An 18,745-nucleotide genomic window follows, 5' to 3' on the forward strand; every position below is an offset into this window, starting at 1 on the left:
TCAGGCGTGCTTCGGCGCGGCATCGGCCACGGCGACGTCAGGTGCGGATTTAGGTGTCATACGGGCGGCGAACACGATGATCGCGGCAATGATCGAGGTTGCGGCCAGACCATAGAGGCCGCCCTGGATCGAACCGGTGTGTTGTTCCAGCAAGCCGAAAGTGGTCGGGGCGACGAAGCCGCCGAGGTTGCCCACCGAGTTGATCAGCGCGATCACGGCAGCGGCGATCCGTGCATCGAGATAGGCCTGCGGAATCGGCCAGAACAGCGAAGACGCGGATTTGAAACCCAGTGCGGCAAAGCAGATCGCAACAAAAGCGAAGATCGGCCCGCCGGTGGTGGACATGAACATCCCCGCCGCGGCGATCAACAGCGCCGTGGCGACCCACGCCTGCTGGTGTTTCCATTTGGCCGAGAACGAGGCGAACGCATACATGCCGATGATCGACAGCAGCCACGGAATCGAGTTGAACAGGCCGACCTGGAAGTCGCTCATCTCGCCCATTTTCTTGATGATGCTCGGCAGCCAGAACGTCGCGGCGTAGATGGTCAATTGAATGAAGAAGTAGATCAGGCAGAACAGGATGATCTGGCGATCCTTGAGCAGTTTGCCCAGCGACGGCCGGATCGGGGTCGCAGCTTCGCGTGCCTTCTGTTCATCGTCGATGGCTTTGACCAGCGCATCCTGCTCGGCGCGGGTCAGCCACTTGGCGTCGTGGGGCTTGGCGTCGAGCCAGAACCAGACGAATACGCACAGGCCAACCGAGAACATCCCTTCAATGAAATACATCCACTGCCAGCCGTGCATGCCCAGACCTTCGATCTGCAACAGCAGACCGGACAACGGGCCGGAAATCAGCGAGGCCACGGCCGAACCGCTCAAGAAAATCGCAATCGCCTTGCCGCGCTCGGCCCCCGGCAACCAGCGGGTGAAGTAGTAGATCACCCCGGGAAAGAACCCGGCCTCGGCCACGCCGAGCAGGAAGCGCAGAATGTAGAAGTGGGTTTCGTTCTGGATGAACGCCATGCCGGCGGCCACCAGCCCCCAGGTGAGCATGATGCGGGTCAGCCAGATTCGCGCGCCGACCTTTTGCAGCAACATGTTGGAAGGGACTTCGAACAGCGCGTAACCGATGAAGAACAGACCGGCACCGAAACCGTAGGCCGCGGCACCGATGCCGAGGTCGTGTTCCATGTGGGTACGGACGAAACCGATGTTCACCCGGTCAATGTAATTGACGATGAACATGATGACGAACAGCGGCAGGACGTGGCGTTTGACTTTGGCAATGGCGGAGGACAGCACCGAATCGGCGCCCTCGTTCATCCCGGCGATGGATGATTTCACTTGGTTTTCTCCCACTCGTTATTTTTATGCGGGGTGTGGCTGGTGTTGCGTTGTTGATAGACATCATACAACTAGATTTTTTTGTCCTACAAGCGGGAGTGCTCAATCAAATTTGTCTACGGGAAAGGGTTTTTATGCTTTTTCAGATTTTATGCGCCGTGTTTATTGGCTTTTGTAGGGGTTTTGGCACGCGTAGTAGAGCGTTTTGTTCCAGTGCAAGTGGGGCGACTGCTCGGCGCAGTGGAAGATTTTCTAGCTAAAATTGAGTGTTGTCATACAAGTTGGATCCCGGAATTCATAGGAGCTCATACAAGTCATTGCCGCCAGTGCTACGATCGGTTTGCCCCGATCACCGGAACCGACCATGCAAGACGACCTCGACGCCCCCGCCCGTAAACGCGCGCACAACCTGGCCCACGACCTGGTGGAAAAACTGACCCAGAGCATCCTGCTCGGTCAGATGCTGCCCGGTGACAAGTTGCCGTCGGAAAACTCGATCGTTCAGGAACACGGCGTCAGCCGCACCGTCGTGCGTGAGGCGATTTCCAAGTTGCAGGCATCAGGGCTGGTGGAGACGCGACACGGTATCGGCACCTTCGTGATCGAACGCGCAGCGGAGCAGGGGCTACGGCTGAATGTCGACACCGCGCTGGGGGTGCGCAGTATTCTCGAGCTGCGCATGGGCCTGGAGACACAAGCCGCGGCACTGGCGGCGCAGCGCCGAACCGAGCAACAGCTGGTGCAGATGCGTCAGGCGCTGGACGACTATCAGCGTCTATTGGCTAACAACGACAGTTGCGTCGAGGCCGACCGGCGCTTCCACTTGCTGATTGCCGAAGCCACCGGCAATGTCTGCTTCACCGAAATCATGCAACACCTTGGCAGCGCGATGATCCCGCGCACCCGGGTCAATGCGGCTGAACGCGGCGCGGTGGATTTGAGCAAGCTCGGGCAACTGGCGAATCTTGAGCATGAGGCGATCCTCAACGCGATCAAGCGTCAGGACCCGGACGCGGCGCGCGCGGCAATGTGGTTGCATCTGACCAACAGTCGAGACCGGTTTTCGGCCACGAGCTGAATGCCGCTGGTCTGTTCGATAGCACGCCCGGTGCGGCGGCACTTCCAACGGGTACGACCCGGATATTCCGGGCCTCATTCATTGAGGTGCAATCATGGCTGACGATACGCTGTTTCAGAGAGGCACGGCTCCAACCGACCCTACCCGCCAAGTCCCCGGTACGGATGAGCCGACGCTGGCCGATCACGAGATGCCGCCGGGCGTCATGCCCGGGCGCGACCCGTTGAGCGATGCCGACCGGCCAGAAGACTGGAAGGATCCGACGTCCGATGAAGACATACCGCCGGCTGATGAGCCGACACCGCTGTCCGATGACAGGCGCTGAACAAAACCCGGCTGATTGCCGGGTTTTTTTGATGCTTTTAAACAGTGCCGAGGTCGCGCATCAACAAGCCAAAGCGCAAATCCACCGCATCCGGAATCGGCAGATACACCGTGTGCCCGTCCCCCGGTGCCACGTCGATGGCTTCACCTTTCAGGTTCTGCAATTCATGCAGATCAAAGTGGAAATTGCCCTTGGGCGTCATCAGTTCCAGGTGATCGCCCAGTGCAAAACGGTTCTTAACCTTGACCTCGGCCAGACGATCCCGACGTTCGCCGGTCAACTCGCCCACAAACTGCTGACGCTCCGACACCGAGCTGCCGTTCTGATAGTTCTGGTATTCGTCATGCACATGCCGGCGCAGGAAGCCTTCGGTGTAGCCGCGCTGGGCGAGGGATTCCAGATCGGTCATCAGGCTGCGGTCGAATTCGCGGCCGGCCACCGCATCGTCGATGGCCCGGCGATAGACCTGGGTGGTGCGCGCGCAATAGAAGTGCGATTTGGTCCGGCCTTCGATCTTCAGTGAGTGCACGCCCATGCGGGTCAGGCGCTCTACGTGCTGCACCGCGCGCAGGTCCTTGGCGTTCATGATGTAGGTGCCGTGCTCGTCTTCGAAGGCCGGCATCAGCTCGCCGGGGCGGTTGGCTTCCTGCAACAGGAACACCTGATCGGTGGGAGCGCCGAGGCCGAGGGTCGGTTGCGGTTCGAAGGTCTGCACGATTTCGCCGAGCTGGTTTTCGCTGGCCTCCTGCGCCGAGTATTTCCAGCGGCAAGCGTTGGTGCAGGTGCCCTGATTGGCGTCGCGTTTGTTCATGTAACCCGAGAGCAGGCAGCGGCCGGAATAGGCCATGCACAGCGCGCCGTGGACGAACACTTCCAGTTCCATGCTCGGCACTTGCTCGCGGATTTCGCCGATCTCTTCCAGCGACAATTCACGGGACAGGATGATCCGACTCAAGCCCTGCTGTTGCCAGAATTCGACACTCGCCCAGTTCACCGTGTTGGCCTGCACCGAGAGGTGGATCGGCATCTGCGGGAAGTGCCGGCGCACCAGCATGATCAGGCCGGGGTCGGACATGATCAGCGCGTCCGGCGCCATCTCGATCACCGGCGCCAGGTCCTTGAGGAACGTCTTCAGTTTGGCGTTGTGCGGCGCGATGTTGACCACCACGTAGAAACGCTTGCCCTGGGCCTGAGCTTCACGAATGCCGAGCGCGAGGTTGGCGTGATCGAATTCGTTGTTGCGCACCCGCAGGCTGTAGCGCGGCTGGCCGGCATACACCGCATCGGCCCCGTAGGCGAAGGCGTAACGCATGTTTTTCAGGGTACCGGCGGGGGCGAGCAGTTCGGGGGTGAAGGAGGTCGTCATGGCGGCGTCGGTCGCAAAAGCGCGGCAGGGTAGAGCAGTTGCGCCGAGGGTTTATTGATCTGGATCTATGCTCAATGAAGAAACAGGGCACTCGCGCTGACGCTGGCTGACTAAACGGGACGGGCGCGGGTGGCGCCTGACTGACCTGGACCGGACATGAACCAAAAGAGTCTGCAATTCAAATCCCTCACCGTGCTGTTGTTTCTGGTGACGGTCGCCTTCATCTGGATCCTGCTGCCGTTCTACGGTGCGGTGTTCTGGGCGGTGATCCTCGGCATCCTGTTCGCACCGATGCAGCGCCAGTTGCAACTGAAATTCGGCTGGCAACGCAACCTCACATCACTGTGTACCTTGAGCATCTGCCTGGTGATCGCGATCTTGCCGGTGATCGTCCTCAGTGTGCTGCTGGTGCAGGAAGGGGCGACGCTTTACGACAATATCGAAAGCGGCAAGCTCGATATCGGCGCTTATCTGGCGCAATTCAAGCACAGCCTGCCGCCTTACTTTCAGCACCTGCTCGACCGCTTCGGCATGGGCGAGCTGAATGCCTTGCGCGAGAAGATCGTCAAGACCGCCATGCAGGGCAGTCAGGCGCTGGCGAGCCAGGCGTTCAGTTTCGGCCAGGGCACGTTCGAGTTCGTGGTGAGTTTTTTCATCATGCTGTACTTGCTGTTTTTCTTCCTGCGCGACGGCGCCGAACTGGCGCGCAAGGTGCGCACAGCGATACCGCTGGAGGAGCATCACAAGCGTCGCTTGCAGTTGAAGTTCAATCGCGTGGTGCGCGCCACCGTGAAAGGCAATCTGCTGGTGGCGATCACGCAGGGTGCGCTGGGCGGGGCGATTTTCTGGTTTCTAGACATTCCCAGTGCGTTGCTCTGGGCGGTATTGATGGCGTTTCTGTCGTTGCTGCCGGCGGTGGGCGCGGGGATTGTCTGGGTGCCGGTCGCGATTTACTTCCTGCTCAGCGGGATGATCTGGCAGGGCGTGGTGCTGGGGCTGTTCGGGGTGTTCGTGATCGGTCTGGTAGACAACCTGCTGCGCCCGATTCTGGTGGGCAAGGACACCCGGATGCCGGACTACATGATCCTGATCTCGACCCTGGGCGGGCTGGCGGTGTTCGGGCTGAACGGCTTTGTGATCGGGCCGCTGATCGCGGCCCTGTTCATGTCGAGCTGGGCGTTGTTCATCGAAAGCAAACCGAAAGTGCAGCTGCCTTAAGCCTTGAACGGGCCGTTGAGCAGTTGTTGCGACAGCGCTTGAGCCGCCGGCAAGGACGTGAGCGGGCCGCTGACCGGCTCGCCGTCGCGCACCAGATACCAGCAGGCGAGCAGCCCCAGCTCTCTGAGCGATGCGGGAACGGCGCTGCCGACAACGGACATGATTTGAACCTGAGCCATGAAAAGTACCTCCATCAATCTGTGGAGCTACCTTAGGGAATTGGCCGTTTCAGGGACAATCAACGCTTTCGATAGTGGTCATTGACGCCGCTGAGGGCTGGCTCAATCCACCACTTGATCGAGCATGTGCACGATCTCGTGTTCGTTGAGAAAACCCTTGCGCATCAGGTTTTCCGCCAGCAACGAGAGAAATTTCGCCGTGCGGTGGCCTTCCAGGTGCTTGAGTTCGGTCAGAGCGTTGTAGACCTTGCTCGAGGTGCATAAACCGACGATGCGGTGCGGATTCTGTGTAGGCATTCAAGTCGTCCTTGTTGTTATCAACCTGTTGTTTGCGGACGGATTCAGAGTGCGGTTCCGTCATGACAAATAGATGACCGTTTGTGTTTTGCCCTTAACGGTCGAGTCCATCATGCCGACTTTAGCGGTTCAAACTGTCCTCACAGCGACCTTGGCGAGATTTTTTCAGACCCTGGCCGACGAACGGTCGGCTTTCCCGAAGGCAATAAAAAGCCCCGCGATCAGGCGGGGCTCTGGGGACCGGTTACCAGCGCGGGCCACCGTAGTAGTGTGGCCGGCCGTAATAACCGCGCGGTGGGCCGTAATACACCGGGGCCGGTTGGACGTAGACCGGTTGCTGCACATAGACCGGGGCCGGCTGGTAATAAACCGGTGGCGGCGGTTGCTGGACATAGACCGGCGCCGGTTGAGCGTAAACAGGCTGCTGGACGTACACCGGCCGATCCTGGTTGATGAGCGCCGAGCCGATGATGGCCGAGCCGACGATCGCACCAAATACCGCCGGGCCCTGCCAGCCACCGCCGTGGGCTTCTGCCTGACCCGTGATCGCGAATGCACCAATCAACAAGGCCACGATGGGGAGTTTACGAATCATGATAATTCCTCGGTTCTTCGACCCGGCGTCCGAACCTGCAACAGGCCCGGAATGGCGCGGGGATACTTCTAAGACAGCAACATTTTGAAAAACAGCACGGCCGCCAGGTAAATTTTGTGTAAGGTCTGTACCGGTTTGTTTACCGAGCTTGCGGCATCGACCGTGATGCCCGGAACAGACCGCCTTATGATCGTTCAGAACCCGATGGCCTGGCTAATCCCGTCCATCCGAAAGTGCATACGAAGGAGCCTCCCATGCAGATGAACCCCAATAAAGACACCCAATTGTGCATGTCCCTGTCTGGGCGTCCCGGGAATTTCGGTCTGCGGTTTCATAACCATTTGTATGAACAACTGGGCCTGAATTTCTACTACAAGGCCTTCAGCAGCCAGGATCTGCCCGGTGCGGTCGGCGGGATCCGCGCGCTGGGGATTCGCGGTTGCGGGGTATCGATGCCGTTCAAGGAAGCCTGCATTGCGCTGGTTGATGAACTGGACGCCTCGGCGGCGGCGATCCAGTCGATCAACACCATCGTCAACACCAACGGTCATCTCAAGGCCTACAACACCGATTACATCGCCATCGCTCAGTTGCTGGAAACCCACGCGGTGCCGAAGGACTCGACTTTCGCCCTGCGCGGCAGCGGCGGCATGGCCAAGGCTGTGGCCAGTGCCTTGCGCGATGGCGGTTACAAGAACGGTTTGATCGTCGCCCGCAATGAGCGCGCCGGTCGTGCGCTGGCGGACTCGCTGGGGTATCGCTGGCAGGCGGAGCTGGGCGACGAGCGCCCGCAGATGCTGATCAACGTGACCCCTGTAGGCATGGACGGTGGCCCGGAAGCGGGTCAACTGTCGTTTGAGGTGGATGTGATCAAGTCTGCCGACACCGTGTTCGATGTGGTGGCGATCCCCTCGGAAACCCCGCTGATCGTGCGCGGTCGTGCCGAAGGCAAAAAGGTGATCACCGGGCTGGAAGTGATCGCGATCCAGGCGCTGGAGCAGTTCGTGCTGTACACCGGCGTGCGGCCGACGGTTGAGCAGTTCGATGCGGCGGTGGCGTTTGCCCGCAGTTGATGGAGCCTGAGCAACGGCGAACCCACCCGGATTTGCCGTTGCCTATACTGCCGGATCAGCAAGCACAGACTTGCTCATCACAAAAGCCGAGGTTTGCATGCATCCGCCCATTCTCAACCTGAATGACGTTGAACTCGAACCGCTCCCCGAAGCCCTGTCGCCCGAAGGCGAAACCGCCGGGCGTTATCAGCAACGCCTGGCCCGGGTCGGTCAGCAACTGGGTGCGCAAAAGCTTGGTTATCGCCTGTATGCGCTGCCGCCAGGCATGCGCGGCAGTCCGTTTCACAGTCATCGGGTCAATGAGGAAATGTTTTACGTGGTGGCCGGGGAAGGAGAGGTGCGCCTCGGTGCCGAACGTTTCCCGATCCGTGCCGGTGATGTGATCGCCTGCCCACCGGGCGGCCCGGAAGCGGCGCATCAGATCATCAACACCAGTGCTGCGGAACTGCGCTATCTGGCGGTCAGCACTCAGCAGCAACCGGAAATCTGCGAGTACCCGGACTCGAACAAATACGCGGTGATGGACAACTTCAACATCGATGCCGAGGGCAACGCCTCAGGATTCGTGGCGGTGGCGCGGCAGGCGGACGGGGTGGATTACTGGGACGGCGAATAACACCGTCCCCGGTGCACTTATTCTTCGAGACGGGCCAGACGCTCTTCCAGCGCCGCAATCCGCGCTTCCAGCTCTTCGATGCGCTCCAGTGACACGCCGCTGGCAGCGCCGCGATCGCTCGGGTTCTGCCGCGCGGCGATAATCGCCTCGATGTCCGCCGGATCGCCCAGCGCGTGGGTGTAACGATCTTCACGCTGACCGGGCTGACGCGGAATCAACACCGCCAGCTCCCGGGCGATCAGGCGTTCCAGCTGATGCACCACTTGTTCGGCGTCTTCAAACTCATGCATTCGACCGCTGCGGGTCAGCAGTTCGTTGACGGTCTGCGGGCCGCGCAGGAACATCAACCCGGTCAGGATCAATTGCGCCGGCACCAGCTCCAGTGCCTTGTCGACCTTATGCTCCCAGCGGTCCGCGCGGCTGCCCATCACCAGTTTGGTGAAGCCGCGGCTTTCGAGGGCGCGCAGGCTCTGGCCGACCTGGCCCTGAGTCAGGTTCATCACTGGCTCCCGGCTGGTTTTCTGGTTGCAGGCCAGCACCAGCGCGTTGAGGGTCAACGGGTAGGTTTCCGGGCTGGTGGCCTGTTTCTCGATCAACGAGCCCAGAATGCGGATTTCCGTAGCGTTGAGCCGTGGTTCGTCGGAGCGGGTTTCAAATTCTGTGGTCATCGCGCGTTCCCTCTGCAGTCGAAGGCGCCTAGCCTAATCCTTGCTGGATAAAAGACAAGCCGCGCCGCCATGCGAGCATGGCTATAATCGCCCCCACGATTCACCCAGCCACCACGTGAGACAGCCATGACCATTTCCCTATACGCCGCATCCGTCCCGGTTTTCCAACAAATGCTCAACGCCGTGAGCGATGTGCTGAAAAAGGCTGAAGCCCACGCCACCGAGAAAAACATCGACCCGAACGCCTTCCTGCAAGCGCGTCTGTACCCGGACATGTTCCCGCTGGTGCGTCAGGTGCAGATCGCCGTGGACTTCGCCAAAGGCGTTTCCTCGCGTCTGGCCGAAATCGAAATTCCGAAATATGACGACACCGAAACCACCTTCGCCGAGCTGCAAGCGCTGATCGCCAAGGTTCTGGCCTTCATCGGCGAGATCAAGCCAGAGCAGATCAATGGCAAGGAAGGCATCGAGATCGTGACCCGTCCGGGCACCCCGAAAGAGAAGCGCTTCAGCGGCCAGGCTTATCTGCTGAGTTACGGCCTGCCGCAGTTCTTCTTCCACGTCACCACCACCTACGCACTGCTGCGTCACAACGGTGTGGAAGTGGGCAAGCGCGATTACATGGGCGCGTTCTAAAACGTTCTGCAACAAAAAGCCCGCCAAGGTTTGCGCCTTGGCGGGCTTTTTGTTGCGCCGGGTTTTTACGCCGGACGCTGGGCTTTCTGCTCTTCGCCCAGGCACGCGGCGGCGGTGAACAGCACGTCGGTGGAGGAGTTCAGCGCCGTCTCGGCCGAATCCTGCAGCACGCCAATGATGAAACCGACGGCCACCACCTGCATGGCGATTTCGCTCGGGATGCCGAACAGGCTGCACGCCAGCGGGATCAACAGCAGCGAACCACCGGCCACGCCCGAGGCACCGCAGGCGCAGATCGCAGCGACGACGCTGAGCAGGATCGCGGTCGGGATGTCCACGGCGATACCCAAGGTGTGCACGGCGGCGAGGGTCAGCACGGTGATGGTGATCGCCGCGCCGGCCATGTTGATGGTGGCGCCGAGCGGGATCGATACCGAATAGGTGTCTTCATGCAGGCCCAGGCGCTTGCTCAGTTCCAGATTGACCGGAATGTTCGCCGCCGAGCTGCGGGTGAAAAACGCAGTGATGCCGCTTTCACGCAGGCACTGGAGCGTCAGCGGGTACGGGTTGCGGCGCAGCTTCCAGAACACGATCAGCGGGTTCATCACCAGCGCCACGAACAGCATGCAGCCGAGCAGTACCGCCAGCAGGTGCGCATAACCGATCAATGCGCCAAACCCGGAGGTGGCCAGGGTCGACGCTACCAGACCGAAAATGCCCAGCGGTGCGAAGCGAATCACGACCCGGACAATCAGCGTCACGCCATTGGACAGATCGCCCAGCACTTCGCGGGTGGTGTCGCCGGCGTGCCGGATCGCCACGCCCATGCCGATGGCCCAGGCCAGAATGCCGATGAAGTTGGCGTTCATCAGTGCGCTCACCGGGTTGTCGACCACGCTCAGCAACAGGCTTTGCAGCACTTCACTGATGCCGCCCGGCGCGCTTACGGCGATGTTGTCAGTGGACAGCACCAGATGCGACGGGAACATCATGCTGGCAATCACCGCGACCACGGCAGCGGCGAAGGTGCCCAGCAGATACAGGAACAGAATCGGCCGGATGTGGGTTTCCTGGCCGTGCTTGTGGTTGGCGATCGAGGCCATGACCAGCACGAACACCAGGATCGGCGCCACGGCTTTCAGGGCCGAGACGAACACTTTGCCGATGAAGGCCGTGCCTTTGGCCGCTTCCGGCGCGAACAGCGCGAGGGCGATGCCGGCAATCAGGCCGATCAGGATCTGGGTGACCAGGCTGAGGCTTTTAAGACGTTGCAATAGAGAAGGGGATGAAGCGGTCATGAACGGCATCTCTGTTTTTATAGGGTGCAAGGTTGCGTGATCCGGGCGATTGATCGGGGGCAGGCCACGGACACAAACCGAAAGGACTGACGCGCCAGACACGCCGTTAAACGGGTGGCTGAACAGGGTGTACGTTTTGCAGGGCGCGGACTTTATCACAGCGTCGTCCGGATCCTTCAGACCTGTGACGATCTGCCACCCGATCCCTCTGTAACTTAGACAGGTTTGTGCAAGTCACCCGGGAAACACTCTGTTAAGATTGCGCATCCTTATTTTCAAGTTCTGCCAGCGGGCCCCTCGGGTCAACGCTGGTGTCGTCGTTTTGCTGGAGTTCCTCATGCTGTTGCCCATCCTTCTGTTGTCCGCCGCCGGGTTTACGGTGCTGACCACGGAGTTCGTCATCGTCGGCCTGCTGCCGGCGATTGCCCGCGATCTTGCTGTCACCATCCCGCAGGCCGGGCTGCTGGTGACTCTGTTCGCGTTCACCGTGGCGATGTTCGGTCCATTCTTGACCGCCTATTTCGCCCGCTTCGAGCGCCGCAAACTGTTCATCACCATCCTGATCATGTTCGGCCTGGCCAATACCGTGGCGGCATTGGCGCCGAACATCTGGGTCATGGCCATCGCCCGGCTGATCCCGGCGCTGGGGTTGCCGGTGTTCTGGGCGCTGGCCAGTGAAACGGCGGTGGATATCGTCGGCCCGGACTTCGCCGGTCGCGCCATCGCCAAGATCGGCTTCGGCATCGTCTGCGCCACCGTGTTCGGCATTCCGGTCGGCACGCTGATTTCCGATGCGTTCGGCTGGCGCAGCGCGTTCGCCATTCTGGCGGTGATCGCGTTCGCCAAGGCGCTGCTGCTGTTTGTCTATCTGCCGAAAACCAGCCTGCACCAGCATCAGGTCAGTTTCGCTTCGCAGTTCAAGATCCTGCGCAGCCCGCTGATGCTCGGCCATGTGTTGCTGTCGATCCTGGTGTTCAGCGGCATGTTCACCGCCTACACCTATCTGGCGGACATCCTCGAACGTCTGGCCGGCTTCAATGGCACCGTGGTCGGCTGGTGCCTGATGGGCTTTGGCGCGGTCGGTCTGATCGGCAACTCGCTGGGCGGTCGTGCGGTGGATCGCCATCCACTGATGGCTTCGGTGATGTTCTGCGCGTTCATGATTCCGGGGATGGTGGCGCTGGTACCGAACATTAATTCGTCGCTGGGGCTGGCGGCGGCGATGGGCATCTGGGGCGTGACGCAGGCGGCGCTGTTTCTGGTCAGTCACGTGCGCTTGATGAAAGCCGCACCGGAAGCGCCAGCCTTTGCCGCCTCGCTGAACATTGCCGGGGCCAACCTCGGGATTGGTTTGGGCGCGATCATTGGCGGTCGAGTGATCGACAGCGCCGGCCTGGGTTTTGTGGGTTTCGCCGCTGCCGGGTTCATTCTGCTGTCGATTTTCCTCGCCATGGTGCTGATGGTGCTCAAGCCGCGCGACGTCTGCGCGCCGGCTTAAAACGCTGTAAACAGCTCGCGTCGGGCACCTTCGGTAATCGCTTTGATGCCGGGGTGCTTGACCTTGCGCTCCACCGAGATCGCGTAAAACGACTCGCTCACCGCATCGGTCTGGCCGATCAACTCGACGCCGTACTGGCGCTTCACCTCATCGGCAATCACGCTCGGGCCGATGAAAATCCCGCTGCCGGACTGGCCGAACGCCTGCATCAGGGCGCTGTCATCGAACTCCCCGACAATCCTCGGCTGAATCTGTTGCTCTGCGAACCAGCGCTGTAAACGGCTGCGCACCACGGTTTCCGCGCCGGGGATCAACAGCGGCGCACCGTGCAGGCTGCGCGGGAAATCCTGACCGTATTGCGCTGCCAGTTCGGCGGTGGCGAAAAAACTGATCCCGCATTCGCCTAGCTTCTGGCTGTAGCCCTTGATGTCCAGGTGCGAGGGCATCGGGCTGTCGGAGATCACCAGGTCCAGGCGCTGGATCGCCAGATCCGCCAGTAATCGCTCGAGTTTGTCCTCGCGGCAGGTGATGCGCAGCGGCTCGCTCAATTCCATGGTCGGCGCGATCAGGCGATAGACGATGGATTTGGGCACCACGTCCGCCACGCCGACCCGGAACAGGATCTGCTGTTCGTTGGGCTGGGCGCGCAGCATCAGCTCCAGCTCGCCGCCGAGCTGGAACATCTGCTCGGCGTAGGGCAGGGCCTGGCGCCCGGCCTCGGTGAGTTCTAATTGCCGGCCGACTCGTTGAAACAGCTCGATGCCGTAGGTCTGTTCGAGCAGGGAAATCTGCCCGCTGATGGTCTGCGGCGTCAGGTTCAGTTGCTCGCACGCGCGCACGATGCTGCCGGTCTTGGCCACCACCCAGAAGTAATGCAGTTGTCGGTAATTGAGCATGGGGTTCGGTCCGTCCAATACAGTTCGTATAAATCGAAGTATAGCCGCTAAAAATACGAATTTTCCTGAAGTGTTTGTCTCCCTAGAATGCCCAGCCATCGACGGCCGGCCTGTACGGCGCTGTCTGTTCTATCGAGGGAAGCATCATGAAACTAAAAACTACGGCGTTGTTGATCGCGTCTTTACTGGTACTGGCCGGTTGCGACCAGGCCGAAAAGAGCGCCCAGCAACTGATGGGGCAGGCGGCTGAAGCGGCCAAGCAAGCCATCGATGACACGCACAAAGCTGCCGAGCAGGCGCTCAGCGATGCCACCGGCAATCTGATCAGCAAGAAAGAACCGAAAGACGACGAAGAAAAATCCGAATCGTCCTCCCAGGAAATCTAAACCGTCTTACACAGAGTCAGGACTGACCCATGGAATACCTGTTAGAACTCGCTTCCAGCCCGACCGCATGGATTGCCTTGGCCACACTGGTGGTGATGGAAATCGTGCTCGGCATCGATAACCTGATCTTCATCTCGATCCTGACCAACAAGCTGCCCGAGCAGTACCGGCAGAAAGCCCGTCGTCTGGGGATCGGCATGGCGCTGATCATGCGTCTGGCCTTGTTGAGCACCATCGCGTTCATCGTTCAGCTGACCGCGCCGGTCATCGAGATCCTTGGCCACGCGTTCTCCTGGAAGGACATGATCCTGATCGCCGGCGGCCTGTTCCTGTTGTGGAAGGCGACGACCGAGATCCATCACAGCATGGACCCGGCACCGGAAGATCCGAAAACCGCGACGTCCAAGGTGACCCTGGGCTTCGCCGCCGCCATCGGGCAAATCCTGATGCTGGACATGGTGTTCTCGATCGACAGCATCATTACCGCTGTCGGCATGACCGAACACTTGCCGATCATGGTGATTGCGGTTGTTGTCTCGGTATTGGTGATGCTGTTTGCGGCTGATCCGCTGGCCAAGTTCATCAACGACAACCCGACGGTGGTCATGCTGGCTCTGGGCTTCCTGATCATGATCGGTATGACGCTGATCGCCGAAGGCTTTGGCGCCCACGTACCGAAAGGTTATGTGTATGCCGCCATGGCGTTCTCGGCTGCGATTGAAGTGCTGAACATGATGTCGCGCCGCGCCAAGCAGAAGAAACTGACTGCCGAAGCGTAATCGTTGGAAAAGCAAAGGCCGCCTGAACTCGCGAGAGTCCAGGCGGCCTTTTTGTTTGTATCGGTTACGGAAAGTCAGTGCGCGGTGGCGTGACGGGCGTCGTGTTTCTCGATCTTCCTGGTCGGTGCAGGTTGTACCGGGTGGTGATGGCGGCGGGAAATCCGCAGTACGCCCCACAACATGGCGGCGGCAACGGCCAGCCAGCCGGCAATCAGCATTACGATGGTCATGGTCAGGCTCATCTGTGCCTCCTCTTTGCCCTGCGTCGGGCTAACGCTCTTTGGCTCTTCTCTGAATGACAGTCTAGTCGCTGGTGTGTTTCAGGCTATTGACCAAAGGTCGGTGGTGATCAATCAGTTCGCTCTATGCAGCCGATGGATCTGCCGTTTTGGGCTATACCGCAGCGTGACGCCGTCCTATGATCCTCGACCAAGCCGGAACACGATGACCGGTAACTGATCAAGAGAGTGACGATGGTGCAGCTATTTTCCCGGATTCGCGCGGCGCTGCTGGTGGCCGGTTGCGTGACAGCATTGGTGGGGTGTGCGGGCAGTGTGGCGCCGGAGGTCAAGCGCCTGCCGGAGCGGGTCGAGCTCAGTGGCACCTTCTATCGCGGTGAGGCCTATCAAAGCGGGCCGCAAGTGCTGGCCAGTCTGCTGTCGCAGCAGGGCATCGTGATCACGCCGGGTCTGCTGGAAAAGCCGCTGCATTTGCCCGGTGCCGAGGACAAGCTGCAACAGAATCTGCAAAACCTTGCCCGTGAATACGGCATGGTCGTGTATCCGCTGGATAGCAATCTGCCGGCGCTGCTGGCTCAGGTGGCGGCCGGGTATCCGGTGATGGTGCGTTTCAGCGAGGGTTCGGCGTTTTGGGCGGAGCCGCGTTACGCGATCCTGTCCGGCTACGATCGCTTGAAGCAGAAGGTGCTGCTGCGCGCCGGGATGAATCGCCGTGAATTGATGAGCTTCAGCTCGTTCGAGTCGGCCCTGGAAAAATCCGGAGGCTGGGCGGTGTTGATCCAGAAACCGACGCAGATTCCGGCGGCGGTCGATCAACAGCGCTGGCTCAAGGCTGCCGACGCACTGGCGCAAGCCGGGCAGGAGCGGGAAGCGGCGCAGGCGAGGAAGGCGCTGGCGGCGCATTGAAGTTCCGTTCGTCGCCTGTCGGGCACCCTGATGGAGGATGCGCTTCTGAACTGTAGCGTCCCGAATTTTTCGGGCCTGGTATCAGGAGATGAACATGGCAATCCCAAATTCACCCAGCGGGCCGCATTCTTCCGAGCATGGCAGCGGCGACGACCTGGGCTTTGATCCGGACTCGCCTGATCTGGACGATCCGCAGGTCGATCCCATCGGCCCGGCGAAGGCGCCGAAGGATGTGCAGCCGGGCGACGATCCCAAGCGTCCGGCCAAGCCTTACGATCCCTTGGCTGATCTCAAGCCTTGAAGCGAGGTGCGTATGAGTACCGATTCGAGTTTCGACGACCACAAACCTGACAGTGTGCCCACCACGCCTGAGCCGGAAGTTGATCCGGTGCTGGATCCAGACAGCCCCATGCGGGATCCGCTGGCGCGTCCAGCGGTGGTCACGCCAGAGCATTCGCGCGACCCGAGTGCCGGTGACGGCATTCCCGATGACGACAAGATGCCGTTGCCAAACGACTGAGTGCATAAATGAAAAAGCCCCGACGATTCGGGGCTTTTTCATGGGGGACGGATTACTTGGACGCTTCGATCACGCCGCTCTGGCGACTCTTGAGGTTTTTGTCGGCCTTGTATTGCTGAGCCACGGCTGGGACGTTGGCACTCTTGCCGGTTTCCACCCAGCTGCGGATGCGGCTGGCATCGGCGAAGTGAGTGTATTTGCCGAACGCGTCGAGAATCACCAGGGCAACCGGACGGTTGGCCATGCGGGTCACCAGCACCAGACAGTGACCGGCAGGGTTGGTGAAACCGGTTTTGGTGATGCGGATATCCCAGTCGGCCTTGTTGACCAGGTGATCGGTGTTGCGGAAACCCAGGGTGTAATTGGGTTTACGGAACGAAACGGTCTTTTCCTTGGTGGTGGTCAGCTCGATGAGCAGCGGCTGTTTATGCGCAGCCACCAGCAACTTGCTCAGGTCGCGGGCGGTGGAGACGTTGCGCTCGGACAGGCCGGTGGGTTCGACAAAGTGCGTGCTGGTCATGCCCAGCGCCTTGGCCTTGGCGTTCATTGCGGCGATGAATGCCGCGTAACCACCCGGATAGTGGTGGGCCAGGCTGGCGGCGGCGCGGTTTTCCGAGGACATCAGGGCAATCAGCAGCATCTCCCGGCGGGGCAGTTCGCTGCGCAGCTTGACGCGGGAAAACACGCCTTTCATTTCCGGCGTGTGGCTGATGTCGACGTCAATCCATTCGTCCATGTTCTGGTGTGCTTCGACAACTACCAAACCGGTCATCAATTTGCTCACGGAAGCGATGGGCACCACCACGTCCGGGTTGCTGGAATAAATGACTTTGTTGGTCTGCAGATCCATCAGCAGGGCGCTGCCGGAGGCAATCTTCAATTGCGAGGCGTCTCGAGGGGCAGCGGTGGTTTCGGCGGCGTTGACCGTTGGCGTGAGGAGCGTGCCTGAAAATGCAAAAACCAGGCTCAGGATGGACAGACGAATATTCACGCGGGCGAACTCATGAAGGTTGGAAATGCCGTTCTTTGTAACGGCCTGTGTCGTAAAAACGACGCATTGTAGGAGTATGGTTGAAGAACTGTCGATGGTTGTCCGCCAGGCATGAAAAAGTCGTGAAAAGCCCTGTAAAAATAGGGGTTTCCGGCGAACGGTAAAGGTTTTTTCGAGGGCATGAAAAACCCCGCGCAAGGCGGGGTTCTCGGAGCGCGGAAAACGCGACTCAGGCGTGCAGGGTTTCTGCCGCGTAGAGCGTGTTCTCAAGCAGGCAGGCGCGGGTCATCGGGCCGACGCCGCCGGGTACCGGAGTAATCCAGCCGGCGCGGGGCAGGGCGGTCTCGTAGACCACATCACCCACCAGTTTGCCGTCTTCCTGGCGGTTGATGCCGACGTCGATCACGATCGCGCCTTCCTTGATCCACTCGCCCTTGACCAGGCCCGGCTTGCCGGCGGCCACGACCACCAGATCGGCGCGGCCGACGTGGCCGGCCAGATCCTTGGTGAAGCGGTGGGTAACGGTTACGGTGCAACCGGCCAGCAGCAGCTCCATCGCCATCGGACGACCGACGATGTTGGATGCGCCAACAACCACCGCGTCCATCCCGTACAGATTGGCACCGGTGCTTTCCAGCAGGGTCATGATGCCTTTCGGGGTGCACGGACGCAGCAGCGGAATGCGCTGGGCCAGACGGCCGACGTTATAAGGATGGAAACCGTCGACGTCCTTGTCCGGGCGGATGCGTTCCAGCAATTTGGAGGCGTCCAGGTGCTCTGGCAGAGGAAGTTGAAGCAGAACGCCGTCGATTGCCTGGTCGTCGTTCAGTCGATCGATCAGATCGGTCAGTGCTTCCTGAGTGGTTTCGGAAGGCAGGTCGTACGCTTGAGAGAGGAAGCCGACCTCTTCACAGTCTTTACGCTTGTGCGAGACATAAACCTGAGAGGCAGGATCGCTGCCGACCAGGATCACCGCGAGGCCTGGCGTGCGCAGACCTTGCTGGCGACGTTCGGCAACCCGTTGGGCGATCTGCTGGCGCAGGCTGGCGGCGATCGATTTGCCGTCGATTAGTTGTGCAGTCATTGCGCGTGATTAACCATCGAGAGGGGAAAAAAAGAGAACGCATTCTCGCATGTCAAACGGTGAGGGCAAAGGCGCTTGGTCAGCAAATTCCCCTAAGCCCTTTAATTAAATGAATTTTTTTTAAAAAGGATTTGACGACCTTCGGGTCGCTCTATACTATTCGTCGCACTTGTCGGGCACAGCCTAGCACTGGTTAAGAAGGTCGAGCTAAATCAACGTTTTGCGAGACTGGAAAGCACTTAGTTTGTAGTCCTCCAAGGGTACAGCTAACAAGGCGCCCGTAGCTCAGCTGGATAGAGCATCCGCCTTCTAAGCGGATGGTCGCAGGTTCGAGTCCTGCCGGGTGCGCCATTAGGCAGCATTGGCACAAGTAACGCGATATGGTGGGCGTAGCTCAGTTGGTAGAGCACGGGATTGTGACTCCCGTTGTCGTGGGTTCGATCCCCATCGTCCACCCCATATTTCGAAAGGCGCCAGATGTAACAGTCTGGCGCCTTTGCTTTAAAAGCTTCATCTGCGGATGTGGTGGAATTGGTAGACACACTGGATTTAGGTTCCAGCGCCGCGAGGCGTAAGAGTTCGAGTCTCTTCATCCGCACCAATCAAAGCTTCATTCATGCCGTTGGCCGGGTGAAGTTCTACAAAGAAGTTGTTTGGCTTCTTTGACACGCAATATGGTGGGCGTAGCTCAGTTGGTAGAGCACGGGATTGTGACTCCCGTTGTCGTGGGTTCGATCCCCATCGTCCACC

General features: G+C 60.0%; 23 protein-coding genes and 4 tRNA genes. 16 read left to right on the forward strand and 11 right to left on the reverse strand.

Annotated features, from left to right (window positions below):
• Window positions 1–1,347, reverse strand: coding sequence for an MFS transporter (locus AC07Y2_RS14120; protein ID WP_011335053.1), 1,347 nt, complete (start codon window positions 1,345–1,347; stop codon window positions 1–3).
• A 364-nt stretch (window positions 1,348–1,711) separates the two neighbouring features.
• Here AC07Y2_RS14120 and AC07Y2_RS14125 point away from each other — a divergent pair, with 364 nt between their 5' ends.
• Together AC07Y2_RS14125 and AC07Y2_RS14130 are read left to right on the forward strand one after the other, a co-directional pair.
• Window positions 1,712–2,425, forward strand: coding sequence for a FadR/GntR family transcriptional regulator (locus AC07Y2_RS14125; protein WP_103386213.1), 714 nt, complete (start codon window positions 1,712–1,714; stop codon window positions 2,423–2,425).
• 94 nt (window positions 2,426–2,519) lie between these two features.
• Window positions 2,520–2,750, forward strand: coding sequence for a hypothetical protein (locus AC07Y2_RS14130; protein ID WP_103386212.1), 231 nt, complete (start codon window positions 2,520–2,522; stop codon window positions 2,748–2,750).
• Between the two features lie 37 nt (window positions 2,751–2,787).
• Here AC07Y2_RS14130 and trhP read toward each other — a convergent pair whose 3' ends face one another.
• Window positions 2,788–4,116, reverse strand: a complete 1,329-nt coding sequence (trhP, locus tag AC07Y2_RS14135) for a prephenate-dependent tRNA uridine(34) hydroxylase TrhP (protein WP_103386211.1) — start codon at window positions 4,114–4,116, stop codon at window positions 2,788–2,790.
• Between the two features lie 156 nt (window positions 4,117–4,272).
• On the opposite strand from trhP, the gene AC07Y2_RS14140 reads away from it, so the two are divergent.
• Window positions 4,273–5,334, forward strand: a complete 1,062-nt coding sequence (locus tag AC07Y2_RS14140) for an AI-2E family transporter (protein WP_074689064.1) — start codon at window positions 4,273–4,275, stop codon at window positions 5,332–5,334.
• Here the strand turns inward: AC07Y2_RS14140 and AC07Y2_RS14145 are convergent.
• The 3 genes from AC07Y2_RS14145 to AC07Y2_RS14155 form a co-directional block, all read right to left on the reverse strand.
• A complete protein-coding gene (locus tag AC07Y2_RS14145; protein WP_007951581.1) occupies window positions 5,331–5,513 on the reverse strand; it encodes a hypothetical protein in 183 nt (60 codons plus the stop codon). The two genes, AC07Y2_RS14140 and AC07Y2_RS14145, sit on opposite strands and share 4 nt — an antisense overlap.
• 102 nt (window positions 5,514–5,615) lie before the next feature.
• Complete coding sequence (locus AC07Y2_RS14150; RefSeq protein WP_103386210.1) at window positions 5,616–5,810, reverse strand: hypothetical protein; 195 nt, start codon at window positions 5,808–5,810, stop codon at window positions 5,616–5,618.
• Window positions 5,811–6,054: 244 nt separating this feature from the next.
• The gene (locus AC07Y2_RS14155; RefSeq protein WP_007951578.1) at window positions 6,055–6,405 is read right to left on the reverse strand and encodes a hypothetical protein; all 351 of its coding nucleotides are present in this window, start codon (window positions 6,403–6,405) and stop codon (window positions 6,055–6,057) included.
• A 254-nt stretch (window positions 6,406–6,659) separates the two neighbouring features.
• On the opposite strand from AC07Y2_RS14155, the gene AC07Y2_RS14160 reads away from it, so the two are divergent.
• Window positions 6,660–7,478, forward strand: a complete 819-nt coding sequence (locus AC07Y2_RS14160) for a shikimate 5-dehydrogenase (RefSeq protein WP_103386209.1) — start codon at window positions 6,660–6,662, stop codon at window positions 7,476–7,478.
• A gap of 97 nt (window positions 7,479–7,575) precedes the next feature.
• Entirely contained in the window at window positions 7,576–8,094 is a 519-nt protein-coding gene (locus tag AC07Y2_RS14165; RefSeq protein ID WP_103386208.1) for a cupin domain-containing protein, read from the forward strand.
• Between the two features lie 17 nt (window positions 8,095–8,111).
• Here the strand turns inward: AC07Y2_RS14165 and AC07Y2_RS14170 are convergent, their stop codons facing one another.
• Window positions 8,112–8,762 (reverse strand): YceH family protein, encoded by a 651-nt coding sequence (locus AC07Y2_RS14170; protein ID WP_085667498.1) that lies wholly within the window; start codon window positions 8,760–8,762, stop codon window positions 8,112–8,114.
• A 126-nt stretch (window positions 8,763–8,888) separates the two neighbouring features.
• Here AC07Y2_RS14170 and AC07Y2_RS14175 point away from each other — a divergent pair, with 126 nt between their 5' ends.
• Window positions 8,889–9,398, forward strand: a complete 510-nt coding sequence (locus AC07Y2_RS14175; protein WP_007951572.1) for a DUF1993 domain-containing protein — start codon at window positions 8,889–8,891, stop codon at window positions 9,396–9,398.
• Window positions 9,399–9,463: 65 nt separating this feature from the next.
• Here AC07Y2_RS14175 and sstT read toward each other — a convergent pair whose 3' ends face one another.
• Window positions 9,464–10,696 (reverse strand): serine/threonine transporter SstT, encoded by a 1,233-nt coding sequence (gene sstT / locus AC07Y2_RS14180; protein WP_064600897.1) that lies wholly within the window; start codon window positions 10,694–10,696, stop codon window positions 9,464–9,466.
• Between the two features lie 337 nt (window positions 10,697–11,033).
• Here sstT and AC07Y2_RS14185 point away from each other — a divergent pair, with 337 nt between their 5' ends.
• Window positions 11,034–12,194, forward strand: coding sequence for an MFS transporter (locus tag AC07Y2_RS14185; protein ID WP_007951570.1), 1,161 nt, complete (start codon window positions 11,034–11,036; stop codon window positions 12,192–12,194).
• On the opposite strand, the gene nhaR is transcribed toward AC07Y2_RS14185, so the two are convergent.
• Entirely contained in the window at window positions 12,191–13,090 is a 900-nt protein-coding gene (gene nhaR / locus AC07Y2_RS14190; RefSeq protein WP_007951569.1) for a transcriptional activator NhaR, read from the reverse strand. The two genes, AC07Y2_RS14185 and nhaR, sit on opposite strands and share 4 nt — an antisense overlap.
• Before the next feature lie 146 nt (window positions 13,091–13,236).
• Here nhaR and AC07Y2_RS14195 point away from each other — a divergent pair, with 146 nt between their 5' ends.
• Both AC07Y2_RS14195 and AC07Y2_RS14200 read left to right on the forward strand, forming a co-directional pair.
• Window positions 13,237–13,476: a hypothetical protein gene (locus tag AC07Y2_RS14195; RefSeq protein ID WP_039767627.1), complete on the forward strand. Its 240-nt coding sequence runs from the start codon at window positions 13,237–13,239 to the stop codon at window positions 13,474–13,476.
• A 29-nt stretch (window positions 13,477–13,505) separates the two neighbouring features.
• On the forward strand, window positions 13,506–14,255 hold the full coding sequence (locus AC07Y2_RS14200; RefSeq protein ID WP_039767626.1) for a TerC family protein: 750 nt from the start codon (window positions 13,506–13,508) through the stop codon (window positions 14,253–14,255).
• 74 nt (window positions 14,256–14,329) lie between these two features.
• Here the strand turns inward: AC07Y2_RS14200 and AC07Y2_RS14205 are convergent, their stop codons facing one another.
• Window positions 14,330–14,497 carry a hypothetical protein gene (locus AC07Y2_RS14205; protein ID WP_007951566.1) on the reverse strand — a complete coding sequence of 56 codons (168 nt, stop codon included), beginning with the start codon at window positions 14,495–14,497 and terminating at the stop codon, window positions 14,330–14,332.
• Between the two features lie 231 nt (window positions 14,498–14,728).
• On the opposite strand from AC07Y2_RS14205, the gene AC07Y2_RS14210 reads away from it, so the two are divergent.
• The 3 genes from AC07Y2_RS14210 (at window position 14,729) to AC07Y2_RS14220 (ending at window position 15,920) form a co-directional block, all read left to right on the forward strand.
• Entirely contained in the window at window positions 14,729–15,400 is a 672-nt protein-coding gene (locus AC07Y2_RS14210; RefSeq protein WP_085667499.1) for a peptidase C39 family protein, read from the forward strand.
• Window positions 15,401–15,494: 94 nt separating this feature from the next.
• The gene (locus AC07Y2_RS14215) at window positions 15,495–15,701 is read left to right on the forward strand and encodes a DUF6021 family protein (protein WP_064380821.1); all 207 of its coding nucleotides are present in this window, start codon (window positions 15,495–15,497) and stop codon (window positions 15,699–15,701) included.
• 12 nt (window positions 15,702–15,713) lie between these two features.
• On the forward strand, window positions 15,714–15,920 hold the full coding sequence (locus tag AC07Y2_RS14220; protein ID WP_039767620.1) for a hypothetical protein: 207 nt from the start codon (window positions 15,714–15,716) through the stop codon (window positions 15,918–15,920).
• 52 nt (window positions 15,921–15,972) lie between these two features.
• Here AC07Y2_RS14220 and pbpG read toward each other — a convergent pair whose 3' ends face one another.
• Both pbpG and folD read right to left on the reverse strand, forming a co-directional pair.
• Window positions 15,973–16,911, reverse strand: coding sequence for a D-alanyl-D-alanine endopeptidase (gene pbpG / locus AC07Y2_RS14225; protein ID WP_011335039.1), 939 nt, complete (start codon window positions 16,909–16,911; stop codon window positions 15,973–15,975).
• 229 nt (window positions 16,912–17,140) lie between these two features.
• On the reverse strand, window positions 17,141–17,995 hold the full coding sequence (folD, locus tag AC07Y2_RS14230) for a bifunctional methylenetetrahydrofolate dehydrogenase/methenyltetrahydrofolate cyclohydrolase FolD (RefSeq protein WP_103386207.1): 855 nt from the start codon (window positions 17,993–17,995) through the stop codon (window positions 17,141–17,143).
• A 274-nt stretch (window positions 17,996–18,269) separates the two neighbouring features.
• Between folD and AC07Y2_RS14235 the strand changes: the two genes are divergently transcribed.
• From AC07Y2_RS14235 to AC07Y2_RS14250, 4 genes are all read left to right on the forward strand, one after another.
• Window positions 18,270–18,346: transfer RNA gene (locus tag AC07Y2_RS14235), tRNA-Arg, on the forward strand.
• 32 nt (window positions 18,347–18,378) lie between these two features.
• Window positions 18,379–18,454: transfer RNA gene (locus tag AC07Y2_RS14240), tRNA-His, on the forward strand.
• A gap of 57 nt (window positions 18,455–18,511) precedes the next feature.
• A tRNA-Leu gene (locus tag AC07Y2_RS14245) sits at window positions 18,512–18,596 on the forward strand.
• Window positions 18,597–18,672: 76 nt separating this feature from the next.
• Window positions 18,673–18,745: transfer RNA gene (locus tag AC07Y2_RS14250), tRNA-His, on the forward strand.

The sequence above is a fragment of the Pseudomonas sp. GW456-12-1-14-TSB6 genome (assembly GCF_059424205.1).